The organism is Falsibacillus pallidus (assembly GCF_003350505.1).
Lineage (GTDB): Bacteria > Bacillota > Bacilli > Bacillales > DSM-25281 > Falsibacillus > Falsibacillus pallidus.
On the sequence record NZ_QQAY01000007.1, the window covers coordinates 49,269 to 69,998 of the forward strand.

The 20,730-nt window shown below is 46.0% G+C and carries 18 protein-coding genes; 17 read left to right on the top strand and 1 reads right to left on the bottom strand.

Going from position 1 to position 20,730, the window contains the following annotated elements; genetic code table 11:
* Window positions 1-64 precede the first annotated feature (64 nt).
* From nuoL to murA, 6 genes are all read left to right on the top strand, one after another.
* Window positions 65-1,912, top strand: coding sequence for an NADH-quinone oxidoreductase subunit L (nuoL, locus tag DFR59_RS12255; protein WP_114745940.1), 1,848 nt, complete (start codon window positions 65-67; stop codon window positions 1,910-1,912).
* Window positions 1,909-3,429: a complex I subunit 4 family protein gene (locus DFR59_RS12260; protein WP_114745941.1), complete on the top strand. Its 1,521-nt coding sequence runs from the start codon at window positions 1,909-1,911 to the stop codon at window positions 3,427-3,429. Before nuoL ends, DFR59_RS12260 begins: the two co-directional genes overlap by 4 nt.
* 4 nt (window positions 3,430-3,433) lie before the next feature.
* Entirely contained in the window at window positions 3,434-4,927 is a 1,494-nt protein-coding gene (nuoN, locus tag DFR59_RS12265) for an NADH-quinone oxidoreductase subunit NuoN (RefSeq protein ID WP_114745942.1), read from the top strand.
* Window positions 4,928-5,183: 256 nt separating this feature from the next.
* Window positions 5,184-5,435: a DUF1146 family protein gene (locus DFR59_RS12270; RefSeq protein ID WP_114746014.1), complete on the top strand. Its 252-nt coding sequence runs from the start codon at window positions 5,184-5,186 to the stop codon at window positions 5,433-5,435.
* A 164-nt stretch (window positions 5,436-5,599) separates the two neighbouring features.
* Window positions 5,600-6,364 (top strand): YwmB family TATA-box binding protein, encoded by a 765-nt coding sequence (locus tag DFR59_RS12275; RefSeq protein WP_114745943.1) that lies wholly within the window; start codon window positions 5,600-5,602, stop codon window positions 6,362-6,364.
* Between the two features lie 32 nt (window positions 6,365-6,396).
* Window positions 6,397-7,704 (top strand): UDP-N-acetylglucosamine 1-carboxyvinyltransferase, encoded by a 1,308-nt coding sequence (murA, locus tag DFR59_RS12280; protein ID WP_114745944.1) that lies wholly within the window; start codon window positions 6,397-6,399, stop codon window positions 7,702-7,704.
* A 267-nt stretch (window positions 7,705-7,971) separates the two neighbouring features.
* Here murA and DFR59_RS12285 read toward each other — a convergent pair whose 3' ends face one another.
* The gene (locus tag DFR59_RS12285; protein WP_114745945.1) at window positions 7,972-9,606 is read right to left on the bottom strand and encodes a M4 family metallopeptidase; all 1,635 of its coding nucleotides are present in this window, start codon (window positions 9,604-9,606) and stop codon (window positions 7,972-7,974) included.
* A 532-nt stretch (window positions 9,607-10,138) separates the two neighbouring features.
* On the opposite strand from DFR59_RS12285, the gene spoIID reads away from it, so the two are divergent.
* From spoIID to DFR59_RS12345, 11 genes are all read left to right on the top strand, one after another.
* Complete coding sequence (spoIID, locus tag DFR59_RS12295) at window positions 10,139-11,164, top strand: stage II sporulation protein D (RefSeq protein ID WP_114745947.1); 1,026 nt, start codon at window positions 10,139-10,141, stop codon at window positions 11,162-11,164.
* Between the two features lie 495 nt (window positions 11,165-11,659).
* A complete protein-coding gene (gene spoIIQ, locus DFR59_RS12300) occupies window positions 11,660-12,520 on the top strand; it encodes a stage II sporulation protein SpoIIQ (RefSeq protein WP_114745948.1) in 861 nt (286 codons plus the stop codon).
* Between the two features lie 349 nt (window positions 12,521-12,869).
* A complete protein-coding gene (locus tag DFR59_RS12305; protein WP_114745949.1) occupies window positions 12,870-13,481 on the top strand; it encodes a pyroglutamyl-peptidase I in 612 nt (203 codons plus the stop codon).
* A 320-nt stretch (window positions 13,482-13,801) separates the two neighbouring features.
* A complete protein-coding gene (locus DFR59_RS12310; RefSeq protein ID WP_114745950.1) occupies window positions 13,802-14,806 on the top strand; it encodes a nuclease-related domain-containing protein in 1,005 nt (334 codons plus the stop codon).
* Between the two features lie 456 nt (window positions 14,807-15,262).
* Window positions 15,263-15,535: a sporulation transcriptional regulator SpoIIID gene (gene spoIIID / locus DFR59_RS12315; RefSeq protein ID WP_114745951.1), complete on the top strand. Its 273-nt coding sequence runs from the start codon at window positions 15,263-15,265 to the stop codon at window positions 15,533-15,535.
* A 213-nt stretch (window positions 15,536-15,748) separates the two neighbouring features.
* A complete protein-coding gene (gene mreB / locus DFR59_RS12320; RefSeq protein WP_114745952.1) occupies window positions 15,749-16,750 on the top strand; it encodes a rod shape-determining protein in 1,002 nt (333 codons plus the stop codon).
* A gap of 549 nt (window positions 16,751-17,299) precedes the next feature.
* Window positions 17,300-18,142: a flagellar hook-basal body protein gene (locus DFR59_RS12325; protein WP_114745953.1), complete on the top strand. Its 843-nt coding sequence runs from the start codon at window positions 17,300-17,302 to the stop codon at window positions 18,140-18,142.
* A gap of 24 nt (window positions 18,143-18,166) precedes the next feature.
* On the top strand, window positions 18,167-19,009 hold the full coding sequence (locus DFR59_RS12330; protein WP_114745954.1) for a flagellar hook-basal body protein: 843 nt from the start codon (window positions 18,167-18,169) through the stop codon (window positions 19,007-19,009).
* Between the two features lie 90 nt (window positions 19,010-19,099).
* Window positions 19,100-19,381: a DNA-directed RNA polymerase subunit beta gene (locus DFR59_RS12335; RefSeq protein ID WP_114745955.1), complete on the top strand. Its 282-nt coding sequence runs from the start codon at window positions 19,100-19,102 to the stop codon at window positions 19,379-19,381.
* Window positions 19,382-19,456: 75 nt separating this feature from the next.
* Window positions 19,457-19,891: a 3-hydroxyacyl-ACP dehydratase FabZ gene (gene fabZ, locus DFR59_RS12340; protein WP_114745956.1), complete on the top strand. Its 435-nt coding sequence runs from the start codon at window positions 19,457-19,459 to the stop codon at window positions 19,889-19,891.
* A 212-nt stretch (window positions 19,892-20,103) separates the two neighbouring features.
* Window positions 20,104-20,502, top strand: coding sequence for a hypothetical protein (locus DFR59_RS12345; RefSeq protein WP_114745957.1), 399 nt, complete (start codon window positions 20,104-20,106; stop codon window positions 20,500-20,502).
* Window positions 20,503-20,730: the final 228 nt, after the last annotated feature.

Here is a 20,730-nt window from a genome sequence, read left to right on the forward strand (position 1 = left end):
CTACTCTTGCGTGAACAAAATATTGTTTGCGAAAAGAGCCATAGACAAAAGGGGTTGAGAAACCATGAATGAGTCCGCATGGCTCATACCGATCGTACCACTGTTAGCCTTTCTCCTGATTCTTTTGCTGCAAAGGGGAAAAGACCTGGCCGCAGCATATACGGGGATTCTGGCCACCGCCATCTCCTTTCTCCTGTCCGCCATGATCCTTTTTGACGGTGTGGACGGGGAAAAGTCTTGGGATTGGCTGAAATTCGGCGATTACACTGTGAAAATGGGGTTTGAACTGACGACGCTGAATGTCCTGATGCTCGTCCTGGTCTCATTCATCAGCCTCATGGTTCAGATCTATTCGCTCGGCTACATGAAAAGCGACAAGCGGATGGCGATTTTTTATGGATACTTGAATTTTTTTACGTTCGCGATGCTGGGATTGGTGCTGTCCCCGAATCTGCTTCAGCTGTATTTTTTCTGGGAGCTGGTCGGCCTCGGGTCATTCCTGTTGATCGGATTTTATTTTTACAAACAAGAGGCGAAGCAGGCTGCAAAAAAAGCGTTCATCATGACGCGGATCGGCGATGTCGGCCTCTTGATCGGGATCATCCTTTTATATTGGAAGACCGGAAGCTTTGACTACGATGATATTTTTGCCTCCATCGCATCCGGCGATTTGACGAGCGGCATGATCACGTTGACGGCGCTTCTCATTTTTGTCGGTGCCATGGGGAAATCAGGGCAGTTCCCGCTCCACTCCTGGCTTCCGGATGCCATGGAAGGACCGACGCCTGTATCCGCATTGATCCACGCTGCAACCATGGTCGCGGCAGGGGTCTACTTGGTCGCAGACATGTTTCCGCTGTTCGAAGCAAGCAGTGCGGCGCTCCTCACCGTTTCCATCGTCGGTGGGTTCACGGCCATCTTTGCAGCACTACTCGGTCTGGTCCAGTACGACATTAAACGGATCCTGGCTTATTCCACTGTGAGTCAGCTCGGCTACATGATGTTGGCGCTCGGTTCTGCGGGATATACGGCTGGCGTCTTTCATCTATTCACGCACGCCTTCTTTAAATCGCTATTGTTCCTGGCTGCAGGCAGTGTGATCCATGCTGCTCATACACAGGATATCCGGGACATGGGAGGTCTTTGGGGCAAAATGAAATTCACCGCTCCCCTCTTTCTGATCGGGGCACTCGCCTTGACGGGATTCCCGTTCTTTTCAGGGTTCTTCAGCAAAGAAGCCATTTTCACCGCCATATATGAAAATGGCCCGAATTATTTATTTTGGCTAGCCTTGATCACGGCATTTTTCACATCCATCTATGTGTTCAGGATGTTTTTTATGGTATTTTTCAGAAATCGGACAGGGCACACAAGGCACGCAGCCATTCAAGAATCTCCAGCCGTCATGATTGTGCCGATGGCGGTATTGGCGGTTTTCGCCTTCGGAATCGGCTTTATCGAGAGCCCGTGGAGCAGCCTGTTCAGCGACTGGCTCAGGCCGGATCTGGCACCAGTGCATGCTCCTAGTTGGATCATGTTGTATTCGTCTATTTTCTCCTTGATGGGAATCTTTATTGCCTACTACTGCTTTCAAAATCCCGCATTCCCGCCGGAAGCCTGGTCAACGGCAATGCCGATTACCCGCCAATTCTTATTGAAGAAAGGGTATATCGACGAAGTCTATGGCTGGACAGTGGTCCTCTTTACGAGAGTATTCGGGAAGTTTTTGAAGAGGTTTGACAGCTTAATCGTTGAAGGGATTGCTTCAGGTGCGGCGAACCTCTTTCAGAACTTTGGAAAATTCGTTACAAGGACGCAGAACGGGCAGGTTCAGGTATATGGATTTGCAGCTCTCGCGGGCCTCGTCCTTATCATGCTCGTATTCTTTTTGACAGGGGGCTATTTCGGATGAATGCCAGCTATTTCTTACTCATACTCGTCTTTAGTCCTCTTGTCATGCTTCTTCTCCTGTTGATTGTCCCAAAAACAGAGAGGACATTCATTCAATGGTTCGGTATGATCGGCACGCTGCCGTCCCTTTTAATCGCGCTTTACGGATACAGCGAGGTGCTTCACGGCAGCCATTTGAGCGACTGGAGCATCAAACACAGCTGGATACAATTCGGGAATATAAGCTATTTGCAGGAACAGCTTTTCAACATCGACTTCGAAATGGGGGCTAACGGACTCTCCATGCTCATGGTCCTGCTCACGGCTGTGATTGCTTCCATGGCGGCAATCGCTTCTTTTAAAATTCAAAAGGAATGGAAGGGCTACACGCTTCTATTTTTCCTTTTGGAAGCAGGGATGCTCGGCGTTTTCACCTCTCAAAATATGATTTTGTTCTTCATATTTTTTGAAGTGACGCTGATTGCAACGTTTTTCCTCATTGGAAAGTGGGGCGGGATTGCCCGGGAAAGGGCATCCTATGCGTATCTCATTTACAACGGGCTCGGCTCAGCGATCCTGCTCCTTGTCATTGTGTATCTCTTTGTTAAAACAGGCACGGTCAATTTTGAAAAACTTCAGTTCCTGCTTGCGGGAGACGGGGGAGAAATGGCGTCGACGATTTCCGGAGTAGCGAAGGGCTGGATGCTTGCTGCCGTCCTGGTCGCATTCGGATTTAAATTGCCGGCATTCCCGCTTCACCGCTGGATGGTAAAGGTCCACGTGGAAGCTCCGCCATCTGTTGTTATGCTGCACTCAGGCGTCCTTTTGAAGATGGGGGCTTACGGGATCATCCGATTCGGCCTGGAACTTTTTCCTGATACGTTTCAAAAGGCATCTGTTTGGATTTTAATTGCCGGTGTCGTGAATCTTTTGTTTGGCGCATTTGTCGCATTCGTCCAGACGGATTTGAAAAAAGTGCTTGCCTATTCATCGATTTCCCATATGGGGATTGTCCTGCTGGGGCTCGGGGCGGCTAATGAAGCAGGCATCCAGGGAGCGATTTTCCAAACCGTTTCCCACGGGTTCATCTCTGCGTTCCTGTTCCTGCTTGTGGGGATTCTCGTCTACCGTAGCAACACAACTGATATTCGGAAACTCGGCGGCCTGGCGAAAAAAATGCCGAAGTTCTCCGGGTTCCTGCTGATTGCAGGTCTTGCCTCTTTGGGGCTCCCGGGCTTGTCCGGGTTTGTCAGTGAATTCACGGCGTTCCTAGGGGTGTTCGAACAATGGCCTATCATTGGGGCAGTTGCCTCACTCGGTGTGATCCTGACTGCTGTGTATGTGTTGAAAGCAGTGATGGACATGAGTTTTGGCGGGTTGACGCCGCTGAAGAAAACATGGTTCGATCTGCGGAAAGCGGAATGGGTGCCGGCGGTCTGCCTCACTTTGATGATTGTCGTGATGGGCGTCTATCCAAGCATCGTGAGCACGGCGATTCAAGACAGCATTCAGTCGATTCTAATGGGAATGGGAGGGTGAATAAATGAATGAATCAATCATGGATGAAAAATGGTATTTGATGACCCCGGAATTCATTGTGCTGCTTGCTGCCGTCATTATCTCCCTGCTCGATTTGTTCCTCCCGAAAAAAGTGAATCGGCTGGTGCTTGGCTGGCTGTCGGTGCTTGCCGTCCTTGCCGGCGGGATCGTACTGCTCCTCTTTTCAGGAGTCGACAGCGCCTCAATTTTATACGGAACATTCCAATTGGATGCGTTCGCGAAAGCGTTTAAGCTCATTTTGATGATCGGGGTCCTGCTCATTCTGCTGATGAGCATGCACAAAGGGGAGGAAAATGGGAGTGAGAATGTGAGGGGGGAGTATTTTTACCTGCTCCTAACCGCATTGCTCGGCGCCATGATGCTTTCGTCCAGTGGAGACTTGATTACCTTGTTTGTAGGACTGGAGCTATTGGCGGTTTCTTCTTATATATTGGCCGGAATTAAAAAAGACGACATCCGTTCGAATGAAGCGGCACTGAAATATGTCGTCAATGGAGGCATTTCAACAGCGATTACGCTGTTTGGGATGAGCTATTTATATGGAGTGACAGGCACGACGAACCTGGCGAAAATGGGGGAGGCGCTGAGCGGGGTCTATGACAGCGGACTTCAGCTCCTGCTCGGGATTTCCTTCCTCTTGATCCTTGTCGGTCTGGCGTTTAAAACAGCGACTGTCCCGTTTCATATGTGGGTGGCGGACGTCTATGAGGGAGCTCCGGCTGCTGTAACGGCATTCTTAAGCGCCGTTTCCAAGACGGCCGGGTTCATTCTGCTGCTTCGGTTATTGGCAGGGATCTTCGCCGCTGCCCCTTCAAAGGGATTGACCTCCGTCTCGATGCTTACCGATATGCGGATGTACATTGCAGCTTTGGCCGCTGCAGCCATGATCATCGGTACGCTCGGTGCACTCCGGCAGCGGAATATCAAACGGATGCTGGCTTACTCAAGCATCGTCCACGGAGGATATCTGCTTGGCGCCGTGGCATCGCTGTCCATTTTTATGATGGATACTATTTGGTTTTACTTGCTGACTTACACTCTAATGACAATCGGGACATTCGTCATCATTCAATGGGTCATCATGCAGACAAAATCCAATGATATCAGCGGCTTTGCAGGCCTGTATCAGCGTTCGCCATGGACTGCTGGTACGCTTGGAATCCTGCTGTTATCCTTGGCAGGAATACCGGGTACGGCCGGCTTCATCGCCAAGCTAAAGATCATCATGTCCCTGTTGGTGCAGGATAACAGCCTATGGTGGCTTGCAATCATCATGATTGTTGCGACCGTCGTATCTTATGTGTATTATTTCGGGATTTTTATCCAAGTATTCTTCCGAAAAGAGGAGCAGATTTTGAAAGACCGCCTCTCATTCGGAGGGAAGCTCGCACTCTGCATCGCCGTAGCGGCAACAGTCCTATTCGGCATCCTGCCAAACATCCCGCTCGACTACTTCCAGCACTACTTCGGCTCCTAAAAAGAGTCATCAAAATAACCAAAACCGCCTCAAAAAAGGGCGGTTTTTTGTGTTCGACTAAAATCGAATGGGGACGGTCACGCCTCGGTTTTCCTTGTGTAAACGCTATCATTAAAAGCCCGCGCCGCTACTGGATTTTCACGAAAAATAATTTACTGAAATAACATAATTTACAGATGAAAATCAAGGGGTTTGTGTTACAATGTGGGTTGGGTCGAATTTTAGCGAAATTGAAGGGATTATGGAGGTTAAAAGGATGGTATCTCAATTTGGGCACGAAGCATTGATCAGCATCATTTCTCAACTTGTGTTCATGGCTGTCGCATTCTACGCGCTGCAGGCATTGAATTTTGAGAAACTCATAAGAGCCAACCGTGTTTTCCAGGCAAGGCTCCTCTATATCGTTTTGACCATTGCCCTTGGCACCATTTTGAGCAATTTTTTCCTAGATTATCTCTTATGGTCCAAGCAGCTTCAGTTCCTGCTTCAATTCGTTTCATTTTTGTAAAAAAATAGGTCTTACTGCATGTTTCCAAATAAAAGATAATTGATTATTATTTGATTTGCATCAAGATTTTTTAGGTTGTTCGTACTTGTCAAAATGTGACGACAATTCCCATGTATTCTCTGACTCTTAGTGGAAAGAATGGTTACTAAGAGGGGGAGATAGTAATGAATAAAAAGATAAAGAAATTTTCAATTGGACTTATATCCATTGTTTTAATAGGTTTCATCTTTTTTTTATTGGGGAATACAACAACCAATGCAGCGAAACAAGGCGCTGATCTTTGGCAGATGGCTGAAGCAATTGAACATGAAAACGGTCAAGTCATTGAATGGTCTCTATATACAAGAGAGACATTGAACATGAAGGATGAGGAGCAGTTCCGCTCAAAGCTTGTCGAATTAAAACGAAAATTCCCGAAATGGAATTGGAAGCAGCCAAACGGCGAGAACCGCTTTGCAGCAGTCGGCACCAACCCTTCCGCAGTAGATTCCGCCTTGCAAGAAAAAATCCAATTGATCTCGACCCTCAAAAATGGACATCGCTATTCGTATGTTATCTATGAAGTGTCAGGTCAAACCTGGAGCAGCCATATTGCCGAAAGCATCAAGGAATCGTTCCCTGAGCGATTGGCTCTAATTTACAAGGAAAAACCTGCTATATTCTCTTGTATCAAAGGCGAATTCAATGATAAGATGGATAATGTTTTATTGCTAAAAGCAGGCAAATTGCTGAAAGATCTGCATGCTGAAGAAAAGGAGTCTTTGAAAGAAAAAGATTTCTATTCAGTTTCTGCATACTCGCCAGATTTTACACAAGCTGTTCCATTAAAGAACAGTCAGATGAATGTCCAAATAGGCCTTAGGAAAAATGGAATGGGCGCCAAAACTACTGTAGTGATTGGCACACCCATCATAACGATTGAATATTAATATATAGAAATTGGACGCGGAGGGGAATACTCTTGGAAAAGATCATCGTCCGCGGTGGAAACAGATTGAACGGTACAGTAAAAGCCGAAGGGGCTAAAAATGCTGTATTGCCTGTTCTCACTGCAACATTATTAGCAAGTGAAGGAAAAAGTATCATTCGCGACGTACCAACTCTCTCCGATGTATATACAATTAATGAAGTTTTACGTTCATTGAATGCAGACGTTTCATTCAATGGTGAATATGTAGTTGTGGATGCATCAAAAGAGTTGAATATTGAAGCACGATTCGAATATGTGCGTAAAATGCGCGCTTCTGTTCTTGTGATGGGGCCTTTATTGGCGCGTCACGGAAAAGCACGTGTAGCACTTCCAGGCGGTTGTGCAATTGGTTCACGTCCGATTGATCTTCATTTAAAAGGTTTCGAAGCAATGGGTGCGAAAGTAAAGGTTGGAAATGGCTTCATTGAAGCAGAAGTCGAAGACAGACTTCAAGGCGCTAAAATCTACCTTGACTTCCCAAGTGTGGGAGCAACTCAAAACATCATGATGGCTGCTGCCCTTGCAAATGGCACATCCGTCCTTGAAAACTGTGCAAAAGAACCCGAAATCGTCGATTTAGCCAACTATTTAAATAAAATGGGCGCCAACGTTAAAGGCGCAGGCACAGGTACTATCCGTATCGAAGGTGTAGAACGCCTTTACGGTGCCGATCATACAATCATCCCAGACAGAATCGAAGCTGGTACATTCATGGTTGCAGCAGCTGTTACAGGCGGAAACGTCCTGGTCAGAGGCGCAGTCCCTGAACATATCTCTTCTCTTGTTTCCAAATTGGAAGAAATGGGCGTCATCATCCAGGAGGAAGAAGATGGCCTTCGCGTCATCGGTCCTGAAAAGCTTAAAGCGGTAGACATCAAAACGATGCCTCACCCAGGATTCCCTACGGATATGCAGTCCCAGATGATGGCCCTTCTCCTTTGCGCAGAAGGCACAAGCATGATTACTGAAACAGTATTCGAAAACCGCTTTATGCACGTGGAAGAATTCCGCCGCATGAATGCTGATATCAAAATCGAAGGCCGCTCCGTCATCATGAACGGACCAAGCCAGCTTCAAGGTGCAGAAGTTGCAGCAACAGATCTTCGCGCAGCAGCAGCCCTCATCATTGCAGGACTGAAAGCTGACGGCTACACTCGTGTAACCGAGCTAAAACACTTAGACCGCGGATACTTGGGCTTCCACAACAAACTTGCAGCACTTGGAGCAGACATCGAACGCATTACAGAAGCTGACGAAACAACTCCAGCAGCTGAATACGTTGAAGACATGAACGCGTAATCATAACTACCTTATATACAGTACGGAAAGAAGCACTACTATTGCAATTTCGGCTGAATATTCAAAAACACCCCGCTACGTTGCGTAAGGGGTGTTTTTTTTTGTTGTGTTGCTTCGTTTCGATTGAGCGCTCAGTCAAAACAAATTCCACCATAAAAAATACCCGCCCACAACAGGGACGGGTCAAAATCTATAGTATTAGGGAGAATACTAGAGTCAATCAAAGAAAATCACTTTCAATCATTGTGGCAGAATTGCCAAAACAAATTACTGAACACCAACAGCATCGAACGCTTTATTCACAGCATTCACTTCAGCGGAACCGGCGCCGTATAGATCAGCAGCTGACTGAACAGCAGCGGCGCGCGCTTGGCTGAAGGTTGCATTGGAAGTCAGATAAACCGTGTTGGCGCGATAGAAAATGGCACCCATTTTATCCCGGCCGATAGCAGGGACGGTGACACCATATTGTGTGCCGCCTTCGCTCATAAGATACGCAGCTTTATTGATGATGCTGCTGTTCGTATGAACGCCTCCATTGTCGCTCGTACCAGTGTAGCGGTTAGAATAATTATCCGGATAGCCATATTTCGTCGGATCGCTCATGGAACGAAGGGCATCGCCTGCAGTACCCGGCGTATAAATGTCCTCTCCGATCTCAAAATCCGGATTTTTGCCGTTGTAGAATTCAATCAGCGTACCAAAAATGTCGGAAAGAGACTCGTTCAAGGCGCCGGACTCATTTTGATAAACAAGATTGGAGCTTTTTTCAGTCACGGCGTGCGTCAGTTCATGTCCTACAACGTCGATGCCGCCTGAGAAGGAAATGAAGTTCGTACCATCGCCATCTCCGTAAACCATCTGAGAGCCGTTCCAGAACGCGTTGTTATAATTGCTGCTGTAATGGACGGAGGATTTGATCGCCGCACCCTTGTTGTCATAGGAGTTCCGTCCGAAAACATTTTTATAATAGTCGTAAGTCACGCCTGCATAGTAGTGGGCATCGACCGCTGCCTTATCCTTCGCTGCATTCAGGACATTGTCGGAGTCCTTCCAAAGAGATCCTGGGAGGAAAAAGTCCGGGAAAAAGCTGTATCCAGACATATCATAGGTAAAAATTCCCGAGCCTCTCGTGTTGTCCTGCAGATAGTAAACACCGCTGGACAAAGTAGTATTCAAGGACTTAGTGTCGCCGAGGACCCCGGTGCCCGTACCAACTGCATTCGATCCGGACACTTCATCCATGTTGTTAAACTTATTCAAAATGCTGCCATCATGGGCATCAACGAAGTAATTCCAGTTTCCAGGTTCCGGATCCAGAAAGTTCAGATTGACGAAATAAGCATATTCAGGCGAGCCATTTCCGGTAAAAACGACAAGCTGCGCTTCCGCCTCCTTTTGAAGCTTCGGATCGAATCCAAGGTCTGACTTAGCTATCTCGATGGCCTTGTCCGCCTTGATTTTCTTCCCTTTCTTCAAATTCTGTTTGCCTTCCAAATCCGGCTGGACAGTACCGGAAACAACTTTCAATGCACCGTTCTCATCCACCAAACCGACTTGAGTAGAACCCCAAACCGGGACGCCGTTGTACAGCTGCTGCAGCCGGACAACTGTGTTGCCAAGCGAATCCTTGGAAACATCAAGAACCTGAAACGAATCCTCAGCCTTTTTTGAACCGAATTTAAACTTATCCTTATGACTATTGAAGTATTGCATCAATACTTTTTCCGAGCTTAAACTAGATGGAGCGGTCAATTTCCCTGACACAAATTCGGGAGATCCCACTTTGTGATTCATTTGCATTTTCACTGGTCCAGTCGATGCCGCAAATGTTGTCGGAGCAAAGCTGCTGGAGACAAGGCCAATCGCCAGTCCCATTCCAAGCCACTTCTTTTTCTTCATTCCATTATCCACCCCCACTGGAAAAATTTATATTACAGGGGTAGCATATCATGTCGAAATTAATATTCAAACTATTTTGACAACAATTGAATACATAGCACCACGCAAATAAGAAATTCGAAGCAAAACCTAGAAGTACCAAGGGTTTCGGTACGATTTTTCAATAGGAGATTGGACGGGTCTTTTATTCTTTCGGTAATAAAGAAACGGAGATTATTGTAGAAAAATAGTGTCGGCAGGAAAATAGGACCACGGTTTCCACGATCAAGACCCACTAAAAAGAGGATCCGCTTTTCTGTCTAGCTCCGCAGGCTAGAGGCTGGGAGACTTCCCTCAGCACACTTACGATAAGTCAACATCGAATCGCTGCGCTCTTCGTGTTTCCTTTATCTCGTGGTGCTTCAGTCCAGTCTCGGCGCCTCTTGGCAGCCTTCTGCGCTTTTCTGTCATAATTGCTTGTCCAAAACCATATGTATGAAAGAGGCTGGGCGAAAAAGAGATTTGCCCAAATCTAGCATTGGAGGCATCAAGCATGAAGCAAAGCAAATTCATCCTTCTAACAGTTGCCGTATTACTCGTCATTACATTCGCCGTACCATCCTTACTCGTACTCCCGTTTTCATCTGAAAAAGCAACGGGAAAGCTTGATGAGCAGCTAACTAAAGAAACAAGCGGCCAAGACAATGCATGGCTGGCGAAAGGGCCATCCATTACCGTGTTCCGTTCAAATGAAAAAGCAGTCGAAAAACTGCCGATTGAAAGATATGTCATCGGGGTGGTTGCATCTGAAATGCCGGCAGATTTCGAAGAAGAAGCCTTGAAAGCGCAGGCGTTGACGGCGCGGACGTATATCATCAATCAATTGATGCTAAAAAGTCATGTGGGGGTTCCGGATGGAGCAGTTGTGACGGACACGGTCCAGCATCAAGTCTATAAAAGCCTTGCCGATTTAAAGGGAATTTGGGGAAAAGACTACAACTGGAAGTTGAAAAAAGTAACGGATGCCGTAAAAGCCACGGCCGGCCAAATCATTACCTATAAAAATGAGCCCATTACCGCTGCATTTTTTTCAACAAGCAATGGCTACACGGAAAACTCCCAGGACTATTGGGAAAATAGCGTCCCATACCTGCAGAGCGTCGCCAGTCCATGGGATAAAGAGTCTCCTAAATTCATAGCCAAAAAGACCATGTCCACCCAGGAGTTTGAGAATAAACTTGGGATTCACCTCGGCAGCGACGGATCAGTCGGAACGGTGACAGCAAGAACATCTGGAAAAAGAGTAGGAACGGTCCAAATCGGAGGAAAAACCTTCACCGGACGCGAAGTGAGGGAAAAACTAGAACTGAATTCATCCGACTTCAGCTGGGTCAAAAAAGGCAAGAACATCATCATCACCACAAAAGGAAACGGGCACGGCGTCGGCATGAGCCAATACGGAGCAAACGGCATGGCCCAAGAAGGCAAAACCTACAAACAAATCGTCGCCTACTACTACAAAGGAACCGAAATTGCATCAGACGACTCTTATCTGAATAAAGTTACTGCGAAAAAGTGAAGGGGCCATGGCGGCTCCTTTTTTGCTGGAGGACTACTCGCAAACTATGGTGAAAATGTCCGGGGAATTTGCAAATTGAGGCTGAAATTAGATAGATTAGTGCATTTCATCACTTTAAAAGGTTCGAAGGGAGGGAAAATACAAGTAAATCATAGGGGACATCCCCTGTCCATGAGCCCTATGCGCGGGAAAAGGTGGCCTATGCGCGAGAACCCATACCCTATGCGCGAAAACTCCCCGGCTATGCGCCGGCCAAAGGAGCCTATGCGCCAAACCCCACCTCTTATGCGCCAAACCCAATTTCACGCACAATCCAAGTTGCCTGCCACAATAAAATACACAACTCGGCTAGCCTTATAAAAACTTTTCAAATAAAAATCTCCGCTTTCATACATATTTATTTAGCATTTGTCGAAAGATAAGTACTAAAAATTTTTTTTGAAAAATGTATATAATTTCATCCACCTGTTCAGAATGATTGCTGAGGTGATGAAAATGAGAGAGGAAGAAAAGAAAGGACCTTCTCAAAGTTTCTTTAAAAAACGTTGGGTATTCCCAGCAATGTATTTAGTCAGTGCAGCCCTGCTGATTTCAGCAATCCTATGGTATCAGGCTGCTAATAACGATGTCGCTGATCCAAAGGGAAAAACGGATGAGCAAGCAACAAACAACCCGTATGACAATCCTTCAGTGGAAGTAAACAGTGCATTCGAAAACTTCGCAATGCCGGTGGTAAATCCAGATGCAGTCGTCATCGAAAAACAATTCTATGACAAAGACGCTTCAGAAGAAGAGCAGGAAGCTGCATTGGTTGTCTACAACAATACGTATCATCCAAACCGCGGTATCGATATCGCCATGAAGGACAATAAAGACTTCGATGTTGTTGCTTCCATGAGCGGTACAGTGACAAATGTCAAAGAAGACTCGTTATTAGGAAACGTCATTGAAATTGAGCATGACAATGGCGTAGTGACTCAATACCAATCCGTTAAGGACTTTCAGGTTCAGGTTGGCGATGTAGTTAAACAAGGTCAAGTGATCGCAAAAGCAGGACAAAGCTTATACAATGAAGAAGCTGGTACACACGTACACTTCGAAATCCGTAATGACAATGTTCCTGTAAACCCAGTCGCATTCATTGGTAAATCTCTTTCAGCTCTAGAAGAAAAAGCGAAAGAAGATGCAAAATCGAAAGAAGATGCTGACAAAGCGAAGGAAGACCAATCAGCAGGAGATCAATCTTCTGATGACAAAACTTCCGGAGACCAATCAGGCGCTGACCAAGGTACTGATCAAGGCACTGATAATTCCCAAGACAACGCTGATCAAAACAGCGACGACAGCAACAGCTGATTGTAAACAAACAAACTAACCTGTGCACCCCGGTGCCAGGCACTCAAGGCAGATAAGCCCTTAACAAAGGGAGGGCTTACCTGCCTTTTTTCATTCGACAAAAACCGGGGCGTGACTGTCACATCCCGAAAAATCTTTTTTCGTCAAAAACCGAGTGATGTCCAGCTCCAGCGCCGAGCCCCTCGAGTTATAAGCCAAAACTCTACGAAAATCAGGATTTCCTTCGAGTCTTGTCTTATGCTGGTCGGGGCTTACAAGGCACTTCCGCTTTTTTTAGTGACTGTCACCACCCGATTTTTCTGCACAAATATGGTATAGTGGTGGAAAAAAGAGGGAGAGGATTGTACCAATGAAAAAACTGCTGCTTTCAGGTTTTGAACCATTCTTAGACAACCCGATCAACCCGACTGAACAAATTGTAAAGGAATTGCACGGAGCGGTAATAGGATCGTATGAGGTCCACGGAGTCCTGCTACCAGTCGATTTTGAAAAAGGCCCGTTGCGTTTGCTAGAAGAAGTGAAACAAGTAAAGCCGGATGCTGTCATTTCGCTAGGTTTGGCCGCTGGCCGCGAGAGTATAACCCCTGAGCGAGTCGCGATAAATATCCGTGACGGCGAAGCGGATAACCGCGGCATTAAGCCCGAGGATTCACCCATTTTATCTGACGCCCCAGCCGCATATTTCTCGACTTTGCCTATCAGAAAAATGATAGATTCCCTTCGCGACGCTGGAGTCCCGGCCCGCATCTCCAACACAGCTGGAACCTATCTGTGCAACAATGTCATGTACTCTGTCCTCCACGAATTGACCGCGGGTGAGCACGCTTCGTCGGTGCCCGCGGGATTCATCCATGTCCCTGCTTCACATGAACTGGCAGTCCGCATGCCGCGATCCATCCCAAGCATGGCCCAGGCAGATATTCAGCGTGCAGTGGAGATTATTATCGGAGTCATGGTGTAAGGTTTTGCCGAATGAATCGCCAGTCCGGCTGCGGCCGGGCTGGTGGGCAAATTGATGGGCTTTATGGCTTTCGATCCAGTGGCCAGGTCGCCAGTGGAGCCAAATATGGAGCAATGGCTCATAAAGGCGGAGGTCTGGCGCATAGGGCTGGATTCTCGCGCATAGAAGCTGAGAGCCCGTACATAAGGCACTCGTTCCGGCGCATAGCGGAAATCCTTTGGCGCATAAGCCTCTGCCATATCAAAAATCTCCTATAAAAAAAGCAGGAAACCCTGCTATTTTTATAGAATTATCATGTAAAAGTCCAGAGGAGGGATGTTTTGAAGAAATACGACCCCGATTTACCGTTATATTTAAACCGTTTATTTGCGCTAGAAAGAAGACTGACCCCCAATCACCCGCGTTTATCCGAAATTAAGAGAGAGGCGGCCATTCGCCATGCTGGATTCAACGGTGAAAAATCAATGACCTATCATTTGCGCCATCTTGATAAACAAGAATATAACGTGATGGGCAGTATCCGATTGAAGGGCAGGCATGGCTATTATTTTCAAATGGATAACCTCATCATCACTCCGAATTTCCTCGTGATATTAGAAGTGAAAAGCATGGCAGGAGAACTCCTATTTGATAGAATTCATCATCAGCTGCTTCGGACGATAAACGGCATAACGGAATCATTTCAAGACCCGATCCTGCAAGTACAAGAACAGGAATTTGAACTTCACCAATGGCTCACTGAGCACAAATTTCCTCAAATCCCCATCGCGATTGCTGCTGTTATCCCACACCCATCAACCATCATCAAAATGATTCCGGAAAACTCGAAAGATATGAAGTACATTATTAGAGGTAAAATGCTGCACAAGTTTTTAATGAAACAAAAGAACACTCACAGTAAAACGATCCTTTCAAAGAATGAAATGAAAAAATTAATTTCCACATTGAAAAGGAAGCATTCTCCGTACGATGCTGATGTATTATCAAAATATGATATTTCACCCGATCATTTAAAAAGGGGTGTGTTTTGCCCTGACTGCGAAGATGAAGTGCTTCTAAGGAGGGTCTTTAGTAAATGGGAGTGCCCCATCTGCAAGCACACCTCCAAGGATGCGTATAAATTCGCTATAATGGATTATTTCCTCCTAATCGATGAAACGATAACAAATAAACAGCTTAGATCATTTTTAACGATTGATTCACGTTCTATTTCTCAAAAAATATTAAAATCACTACAATGCCCGAGGGCAGGCAAATTGAAACATACGACCTACCATCTCACTCTCCCCATTTTGGATCAATCCCTTCGCCACCAACCCAAATAAATCGACACATTTCTCAGGAAATAACTCCAATCGACTTCCAAAAACTGCAAACCTCCAGCACTCCCTATGGTACAGACTAAATGAATATTCCATTAAAAATAAATGAATATTTTCACCGAATCCTTGTCCTTATTGTGGTTTTCGTGCATAAACCTAAAACCAAGCTAATAAACTGATACAAACCTGACAATAAAGAGAGAGTGTTTGAGGTGAAGAGTCGTTAAGGTGCAGCGATTGACAGCTGGAGATTTGTTTAATCCTTGTAATTCCAGAAGGCCACCACCTTCTGCCGCATTGAATATTGAGGCTGGTTTTTTGAAATTCGCCAACCCGGCAGCACGTAAAGCCGCAATCGGCGGTTCCAGTTTTTAAATGATGCGGGATACAGTACTCCGTCGAAGAGAAAGCGGGTCTCATTTCACACTTTCTACATCCAATTTAGGGAGGTAGAGTGGTGTGCACGATTACATCAAAGAGAGAACTATCAAGATTGGAAAGTATATCGTGGAGACGAGGAAAACAGTTCGCGTAATTGCGAAGGAGTTTGGCGTGTCCAAAAGTACTGTCCATAAAGACCTCACAGAACGCTTGCCGGAAATAAACCCGGATCTGGCGAATGAAGTAAAAGTAATCCTGGATTATCATAAATCAATTCGCCATCTGCGCGGCGGTGAAGCAACAAAGCAAAAGTATGCAAAAGAAGAGTTTGAAGGGGAAACTGTAAAATAGTTAAGTGGAGAGGGCCGCAGCCTGCGGAACTGCTCCTCTTTTTTTGTCCATCTTTTTTCAAAAAATAATTGGAATTTGATTCCTATCTTCGCTTTTTTTGTGCTAAAATAGAAAATTGGGGAAATAGAACTTCATGCATATGAATATGGACCTATTCATGATGATTAAAAAATATATAATAGAAGCCGCTTGGGGCAGGAAGGAGCATGTTGAATGTTTGCGAAAGATATTGGAATTGATTTAGGGACGGCAAATGTTTTAATCCATGTGAAAGGCCGGGGTATCGTCTTGAATGAGCCTTCCGTGGTTGCAATCGATAAGAATACGAACAAGGTGCTGGCTGTAGGGGAAGAGGCTCGTAGAATGGTTGGGCGTACGCCTGGAAACATCGTAGCGATCCGTCCGTTGAAAGACGGGGTCATCGCGGATTTTGATGTAACCGAATCCATGCTGAAACATTTCATCAATAAGCTGAATGTCAAAGGATTCCTATCCAAACCGCGCATCTTGATCTGCTGCCCGACGAACATCACAAGCGTTGAGCAAAAGGCCATTAAGGAAGCGGCTGAAAAGAGCGGCGGAAAGAAAATCTACCTTGAAGAAGAACCGAAAGTAGCTGCAATCGGTGCAGGCATGGATATCTTCCAGCCTAGCGGAAACATGGTAGTCGACATTGGCGGTGGTACAACGGATGTAGCTGTTTTATCAATGGGCGACATCGTAACATCTGCTTCGATCAAAATGGCCGGTGACAAATTTGATGCTGAAATCCTGAGCTATATCAAAAAAGAGTACAAGCTTCTGATTGGGGAGCGTACGGCAGAAGAAATCAAAATTAAGATCGGAACGGTATTCCCAGGCTCCCGCAAAGAGCAGCTGGATATCCGTGGCCGCGACATGGTGACAGGACTTCCGCGTACAATCACCATCCACTCAGAAGAAATCGAAGGCGCTCTTCGCGAATCTGTAGCCGTCATCGTACAGGCAGCTAAGAACGTACTTGAGAGAACACCGCCTGAATTATCTGCGGACATCATCGACCGCGGCGTCATCTTAACAGGCGGCGGCGCATTGCTCCACGGCATCGACCAATTGCTTGCAGAAGAATTGAAAGTACCTGTCCTCGTGGCAGAAAACCCAATGGACTGCGTAGCCATCGGAACAGGCCTCATGCTCGAAAACATGGACAAGCTGCCAAGAAGAGCATATATATAATAAAATAACCAGAAGGATGGGTCTTGTGCCCATCCTTTTTTGTGGTTTTTAGATGGTGCGGAGGCAAAATGGCCACACTGGGGCTGAAAACCATACACTGAAGTGAGTAAAAAGAGTAAAAAACCACAAAATAAATGATGAAATTGCCTTCTGCACGGGCTCTATGCGCCGGAATCGATTGCCTATGCGCCGTTCTTCATGCTCTATGCGCGAGAACCCTCCTCTTATGCGCCAAACCACCAAGGCTATGAGCCAAAAACCCCTCCCTATGTGCCAGTGGCCTCATCGCGAACTCAAACCATGCTGCAGCCTCCGCCACCATTCGACAAAAAACGGGTGGTGACCAGGCACCCTCACGTCGCCACAGCCACCTCAATGATGCTAACCAAAGAAAAATCGCAAATTTTCTGTGTCTTTGTCGAATGTAATCCTTTATAATGGAAGATAAGTACAAATCGACCGTTTAGTTTTTGGACATGACATGAAAAATCAACGACCGGCCGCATGCAGCGTGAAGCGCATCACCGGTCTGCACGGGGTGGAATAAAGATGCTTAGAGGATTCTATACAGCTGCTTCCGGAATGCTGGCGCAGCAAAGAAAAACTGAGATGCTGACAAATAACATGGCCAATGCGAATACTCCTGGATTTAAAGCGGATCAATCATCAATGAGGGCATTTCCCGAAATGCTTTTGAGCAGAATTGACCGCGTTGAAATACCGACTGAAAAAACGCTGAACCTTCGCCAATCTCCTGAAATCGGGACGCTGAACAATGGCGTTTACATGCAGGATGCGAACCCATCGTTCATTCAGGGCGCACTTGAATCGACGGATCGGAAAACTGACTTTGCCCTTCAGGATGTCAACATGCCGATCAACGAGGCAACAGGACTTCCGGGAAGCGTCTTTTTCACCGTTGAAGGAACGGACGGACAGCCCCGCTATACGAGAAACGGGAATTTCACTGTAGATGCACAGGGCTTCCTTACAGCAGGAAATGGCCAATATGTGCTCGACGACCAGGGGAATCGAATCCAGTTGAACAGCGATCAGTTTGATCTTAGCGAAAACGGGGTCATCTCCGAAAATGGTGCAGAGGTCGGCAGGCTTGGAATTGCATTTTCTGCAAATCCTGAAAGACTCTCAAAGCAAGGGAACGGGTTATTTTTGCCGGAAAATAATCAGCCGCTTCCTTCCGCCTACAACAACCCGAATGTGCGGTTCACCACCCAGCAGGGATACATAGAAGGCTCCAATGTTGATTCCGGGAAGACCATGACGGACATGCTTACAGCGTACAGAGCATTTGAAGCCAACCAAAAGATCCTTCAGGCATATGACCGAAGCATGGATAAAGCAGTAAACGAAGTCGGACGAGTGAACGGCTAATATCAATAGAAGGGAGGCTATCAAATGAATAGACAAATGATCACAGCGACAAACACCCTTTCCCAGCTGCAGCAGAAGATGGACATCATCAGCCACAACATGGCCAATGTCGATACTTCCGGCTACAAACGGCGCGATGTGCAGTTCTCGGATTTAATGTATCAGCAGTTCAACAATCAGCTCAACAATAACCAGGAAGTCGGACGCCGCACTCCGTATGGCATCAGGCAGGGCAGCGGTGCCAGAGTCGGTCAAGCCCAGTTGAACCTGTCACAGGGAAATATCATCAGCACCAACCGCCCTCTTGATATCGCCTTTACGAAAGAAAATCAATTCTTGAAAGTGCTTGTCCAGGACGAAAATGGATCTGATGTGCAATTTTCGAGGGATGGTGCATTTTATTTATCCAATGTGAATGGGCAGGAAACCATGCTCGTGAACAGCGATGGCAGGCCAATACTTGATGAAAACAACCAGCAGATTGTCATACCGGGAAAAGTGAAAGACTACATCGTTTCCCCGAATGGCCAGTTTACAGCAAAATTAGAATCCGGCCAGAAGGTTTCCTATAATCTTGGGGTCATTGCCGTCAATAAACCTCAATTTTTAGAGCAAAAAGGACAAAATTTGTTTGGCCTCCCTCAAAACATGAATGGTTTGGGCGTTAGTGCAAACGATATCTATACAGAGATGACGGGTGCGAATCGGGCAGCCATTTCCATGAGGCAGGGCGTACTTGAACAATCGAACGTTGACATGGGCAAAGAAATGACAGAACTAATCAATGTTCAGCGTGCCTACCAATTTCAAGCAAGATCCATTACCATGGCGGATCAGATGATGGGATTGGTAAATGGCATTCGATAAGGCGCTGTTTTCTGTTAAAATAGATATGTTCCGATTGGCAGGGACAGCTATTGAGGAGAAAATGGCCTTTGGCAAAAGGAGTTTTGAATAATGACCATGAAGGAAATCCAGCCGCAGCAGACAAAAACAAGAGAAGAACATAGAAAAGAATCAAGGCAAGCAGAAGAGCAGGAACCAAAAGGACGCAAGAGAAAAGCGCGTGTCCGTCTGATTCCTATTTGGATGCGTGTCTTGATTGTGATTGTTCTGATAGCTGTTTGTGCTGGGGCAGGAGCGGTTGTAGGATACAGTGTCATGGGGGACGGCAAGCCCGGCGATACTTTTAAAAAATCCACATGGACTCATATTTACGATATAGTGAACAAAAAATAAGGGGGGCCGGCGCCTCCCTTATTTTTGGGCAGAAGTTTTGGTAAAATAACAGTATTACATAGAGGAGGTACCAACATGCTAGATATTCAACAGATCAAGGAAATCATCCCACACCGCTATCCGTTCCTATTGGTGGATCGCATTTTGGAAATAGAAGAAGGAAAGAAAGCCATCGGAATCAAAAGTGTTTCGGCGAATGAAGAGTTCTTCAACGGACATTTCCCTGACTACCCGGTAATGCCTGGCGTATTGATTGTTGAGGCATTGGCGCAGGTCGGTGCAGTGGCCATGCTGAAAAAAGAAGATAACCGAGGCCGATTGGCATTCTTCACAGGAATCGACAACTGCCGATTCAAGAAGCAAGTGAAGCCCGGCGACCAGCTTCGGTTAGAAGTGGAAATGGTACGCGTGCGCGGACCGATCGGAAAAGGCAAAGGCGTGGCAACCGTGGATGGCGAAATCGTCTGCGAAACAGAAATCATGTTTGCCCTTGGGGAAAAGCAAGAGTAGAAAACATGGGAAGGTCAGTCTGATCTTCCCTATTCAATTTTTTATTGCTCAATCTCCCGCAATACAGTAAAATGCAGTAATGGGTACTGAGCAGGTGGAAATACCAATATTTCTCAACTTTCTTTCTGCTGAATGCACTGCAGAAAGTTTTACATATATGATATAGTAAAATTGCGTGAAAAGTATTTAAGACTAGGGGGTACTTAACATACATGTATAAAGGATTATCACAGGGCGTAAAGATAAGTATCACTCGCTCCATCTCAACCGCGTTCGAACAGTATATGGCTAGAATACAATGGGAAGAAGACAAATTTAACCTTCACAATTTTATTCAAGATTGGAAGAACTACATAACGACAAGCGCTGCTTGGTACAGCAGCATCGACGAATCCATCAAGAACGATCCCGTCTTTCATGAAGCGCTTGCCTCAAAAATAAATGAGACCATTGAGAAAATCCTCAATGAACCTCCAACAGATGAGCAGATCGAGGAAATCGAAAAGCTTCAAGAAGAAGCTGGCACCGACTATGCATACTCATGCAAAGCAGAAGCCAAATATGTCCTGGAGCAAATCCAGAACGAACTAAAAAAAAAGAAGAACAATTGATGCCCGCTTCTGAAGGAGAGCTCAACTATGCTTCGCTCTTATATTATTTATTATATGAAGAAGAGCTCCCAAAAAGAGAATATCGAAAGCAAGACATACGGTATATTATTGAGCTGCTCATGCACAAGCAGAAGAGTCAAGAGGACTTTTTGCAAAGCGATGTTATTCATTGAAGACTCCAGACATAATGTCTAGGAGTTTTTTTATGTAGAAATTTGTAGGAAAAAA

Coding starts and splice junctions, on each gene's coding strand:
- nuoN (WP_114745942.1), top strand. CDS start 3,434: ATGAATGAATCAATCATGGATGAAAAATGGTATTTGATGACCCCGGAA.
- DFR59_RS12260 (WP_114745941.1), top strand. CDS start 1,909: ATGAATGCCAGCTATTTCTTACTCATACTCGTCTTTAGTCCTCTTGTC.
- spoIIQ (WP_114745948.1), top strand. CDS start 11,660: ATGAGAGAGGAAGAAAAGAAAGGACCTTCTCAAAGTTTCTTTAAAAAA.
- DFR59_RS12330 (WP_114745954.1), top strand. CDS start 18,167: ATGAATAGACAAATGATCACAGCGACAAACACCCTTTCCCAGCTGCAG.
- spoIID (WP_114745947.1), top strand. CDS start 10,139: ATGAAGCAAAGCAAATTCATCCTTCTAACAGTTGCCGTATTACTCGTC.
- DFR59_RS12285 (WP_114745945.1), bottom strand. CDS start 9,606: ATGAAGAAAAAGAAGTGGCTTGGAATGGGACTGGCGATTGGCCTTGTC.
- fabZ (WP_114745956.1), top strand. CDS start 19,457: ATGCTAGATATTCAACAGATCAAGGAAATCATCCCACACCGCTATCCG.
- DFR59_RS12325 (WP_114745953.1), top strand. CDS start 17,300: ATGCTTAGAGGATTCTATACAGCTGCTTCCGGAATGCTGGCGCAGCAA.
- DFR59_RS12345 (WP_114745957.1), top strand. CDS start 20,104: ATGTATAAAGGATTATCACAGGGCGTAAAGATAAGTATCACTCGCTCC.
- DFR59_RS12270 (WP_114746014.1), top strand. CDS start 5,184: ATGGTATCTCAATTTGGGCACGAAGCATTGATCAGCATCATTTCTCAA.
- mreB (WP_114745952.1), top strand. CDS start 15,749: ATGTTTGCGAAAGATATTGGAATTGATTTAGGGACGGCAAATGTTTTA.
- DFR59_RS12305 (WP_114745949.1), top strand. CDS start 12,870: ATGAAAAAACTGCTGCTTTCAGGTTTTGAACCATTCTTAGACAACCCG.
- DFR59_RS12335 (WP_114745955.1), top strand. CDS start 19,100: ATGACCATGAAGGAAATCCAGCCGCAGCAGACAAAAACAAGAGAAGAA.
- DFR59_RS12275 (WP_114745943.1), top strand. CDS start 5,600: ATGAATAAAAAGATAAAGAAATTTTCAATTGGACTTATATCCATTGTT.
- nuoL (WP_114745940.1), top strand. CDS start 65: ATGAATGAGTCCGCATGGCTCATACCGATCGTACCACTGTTAGCCTTT.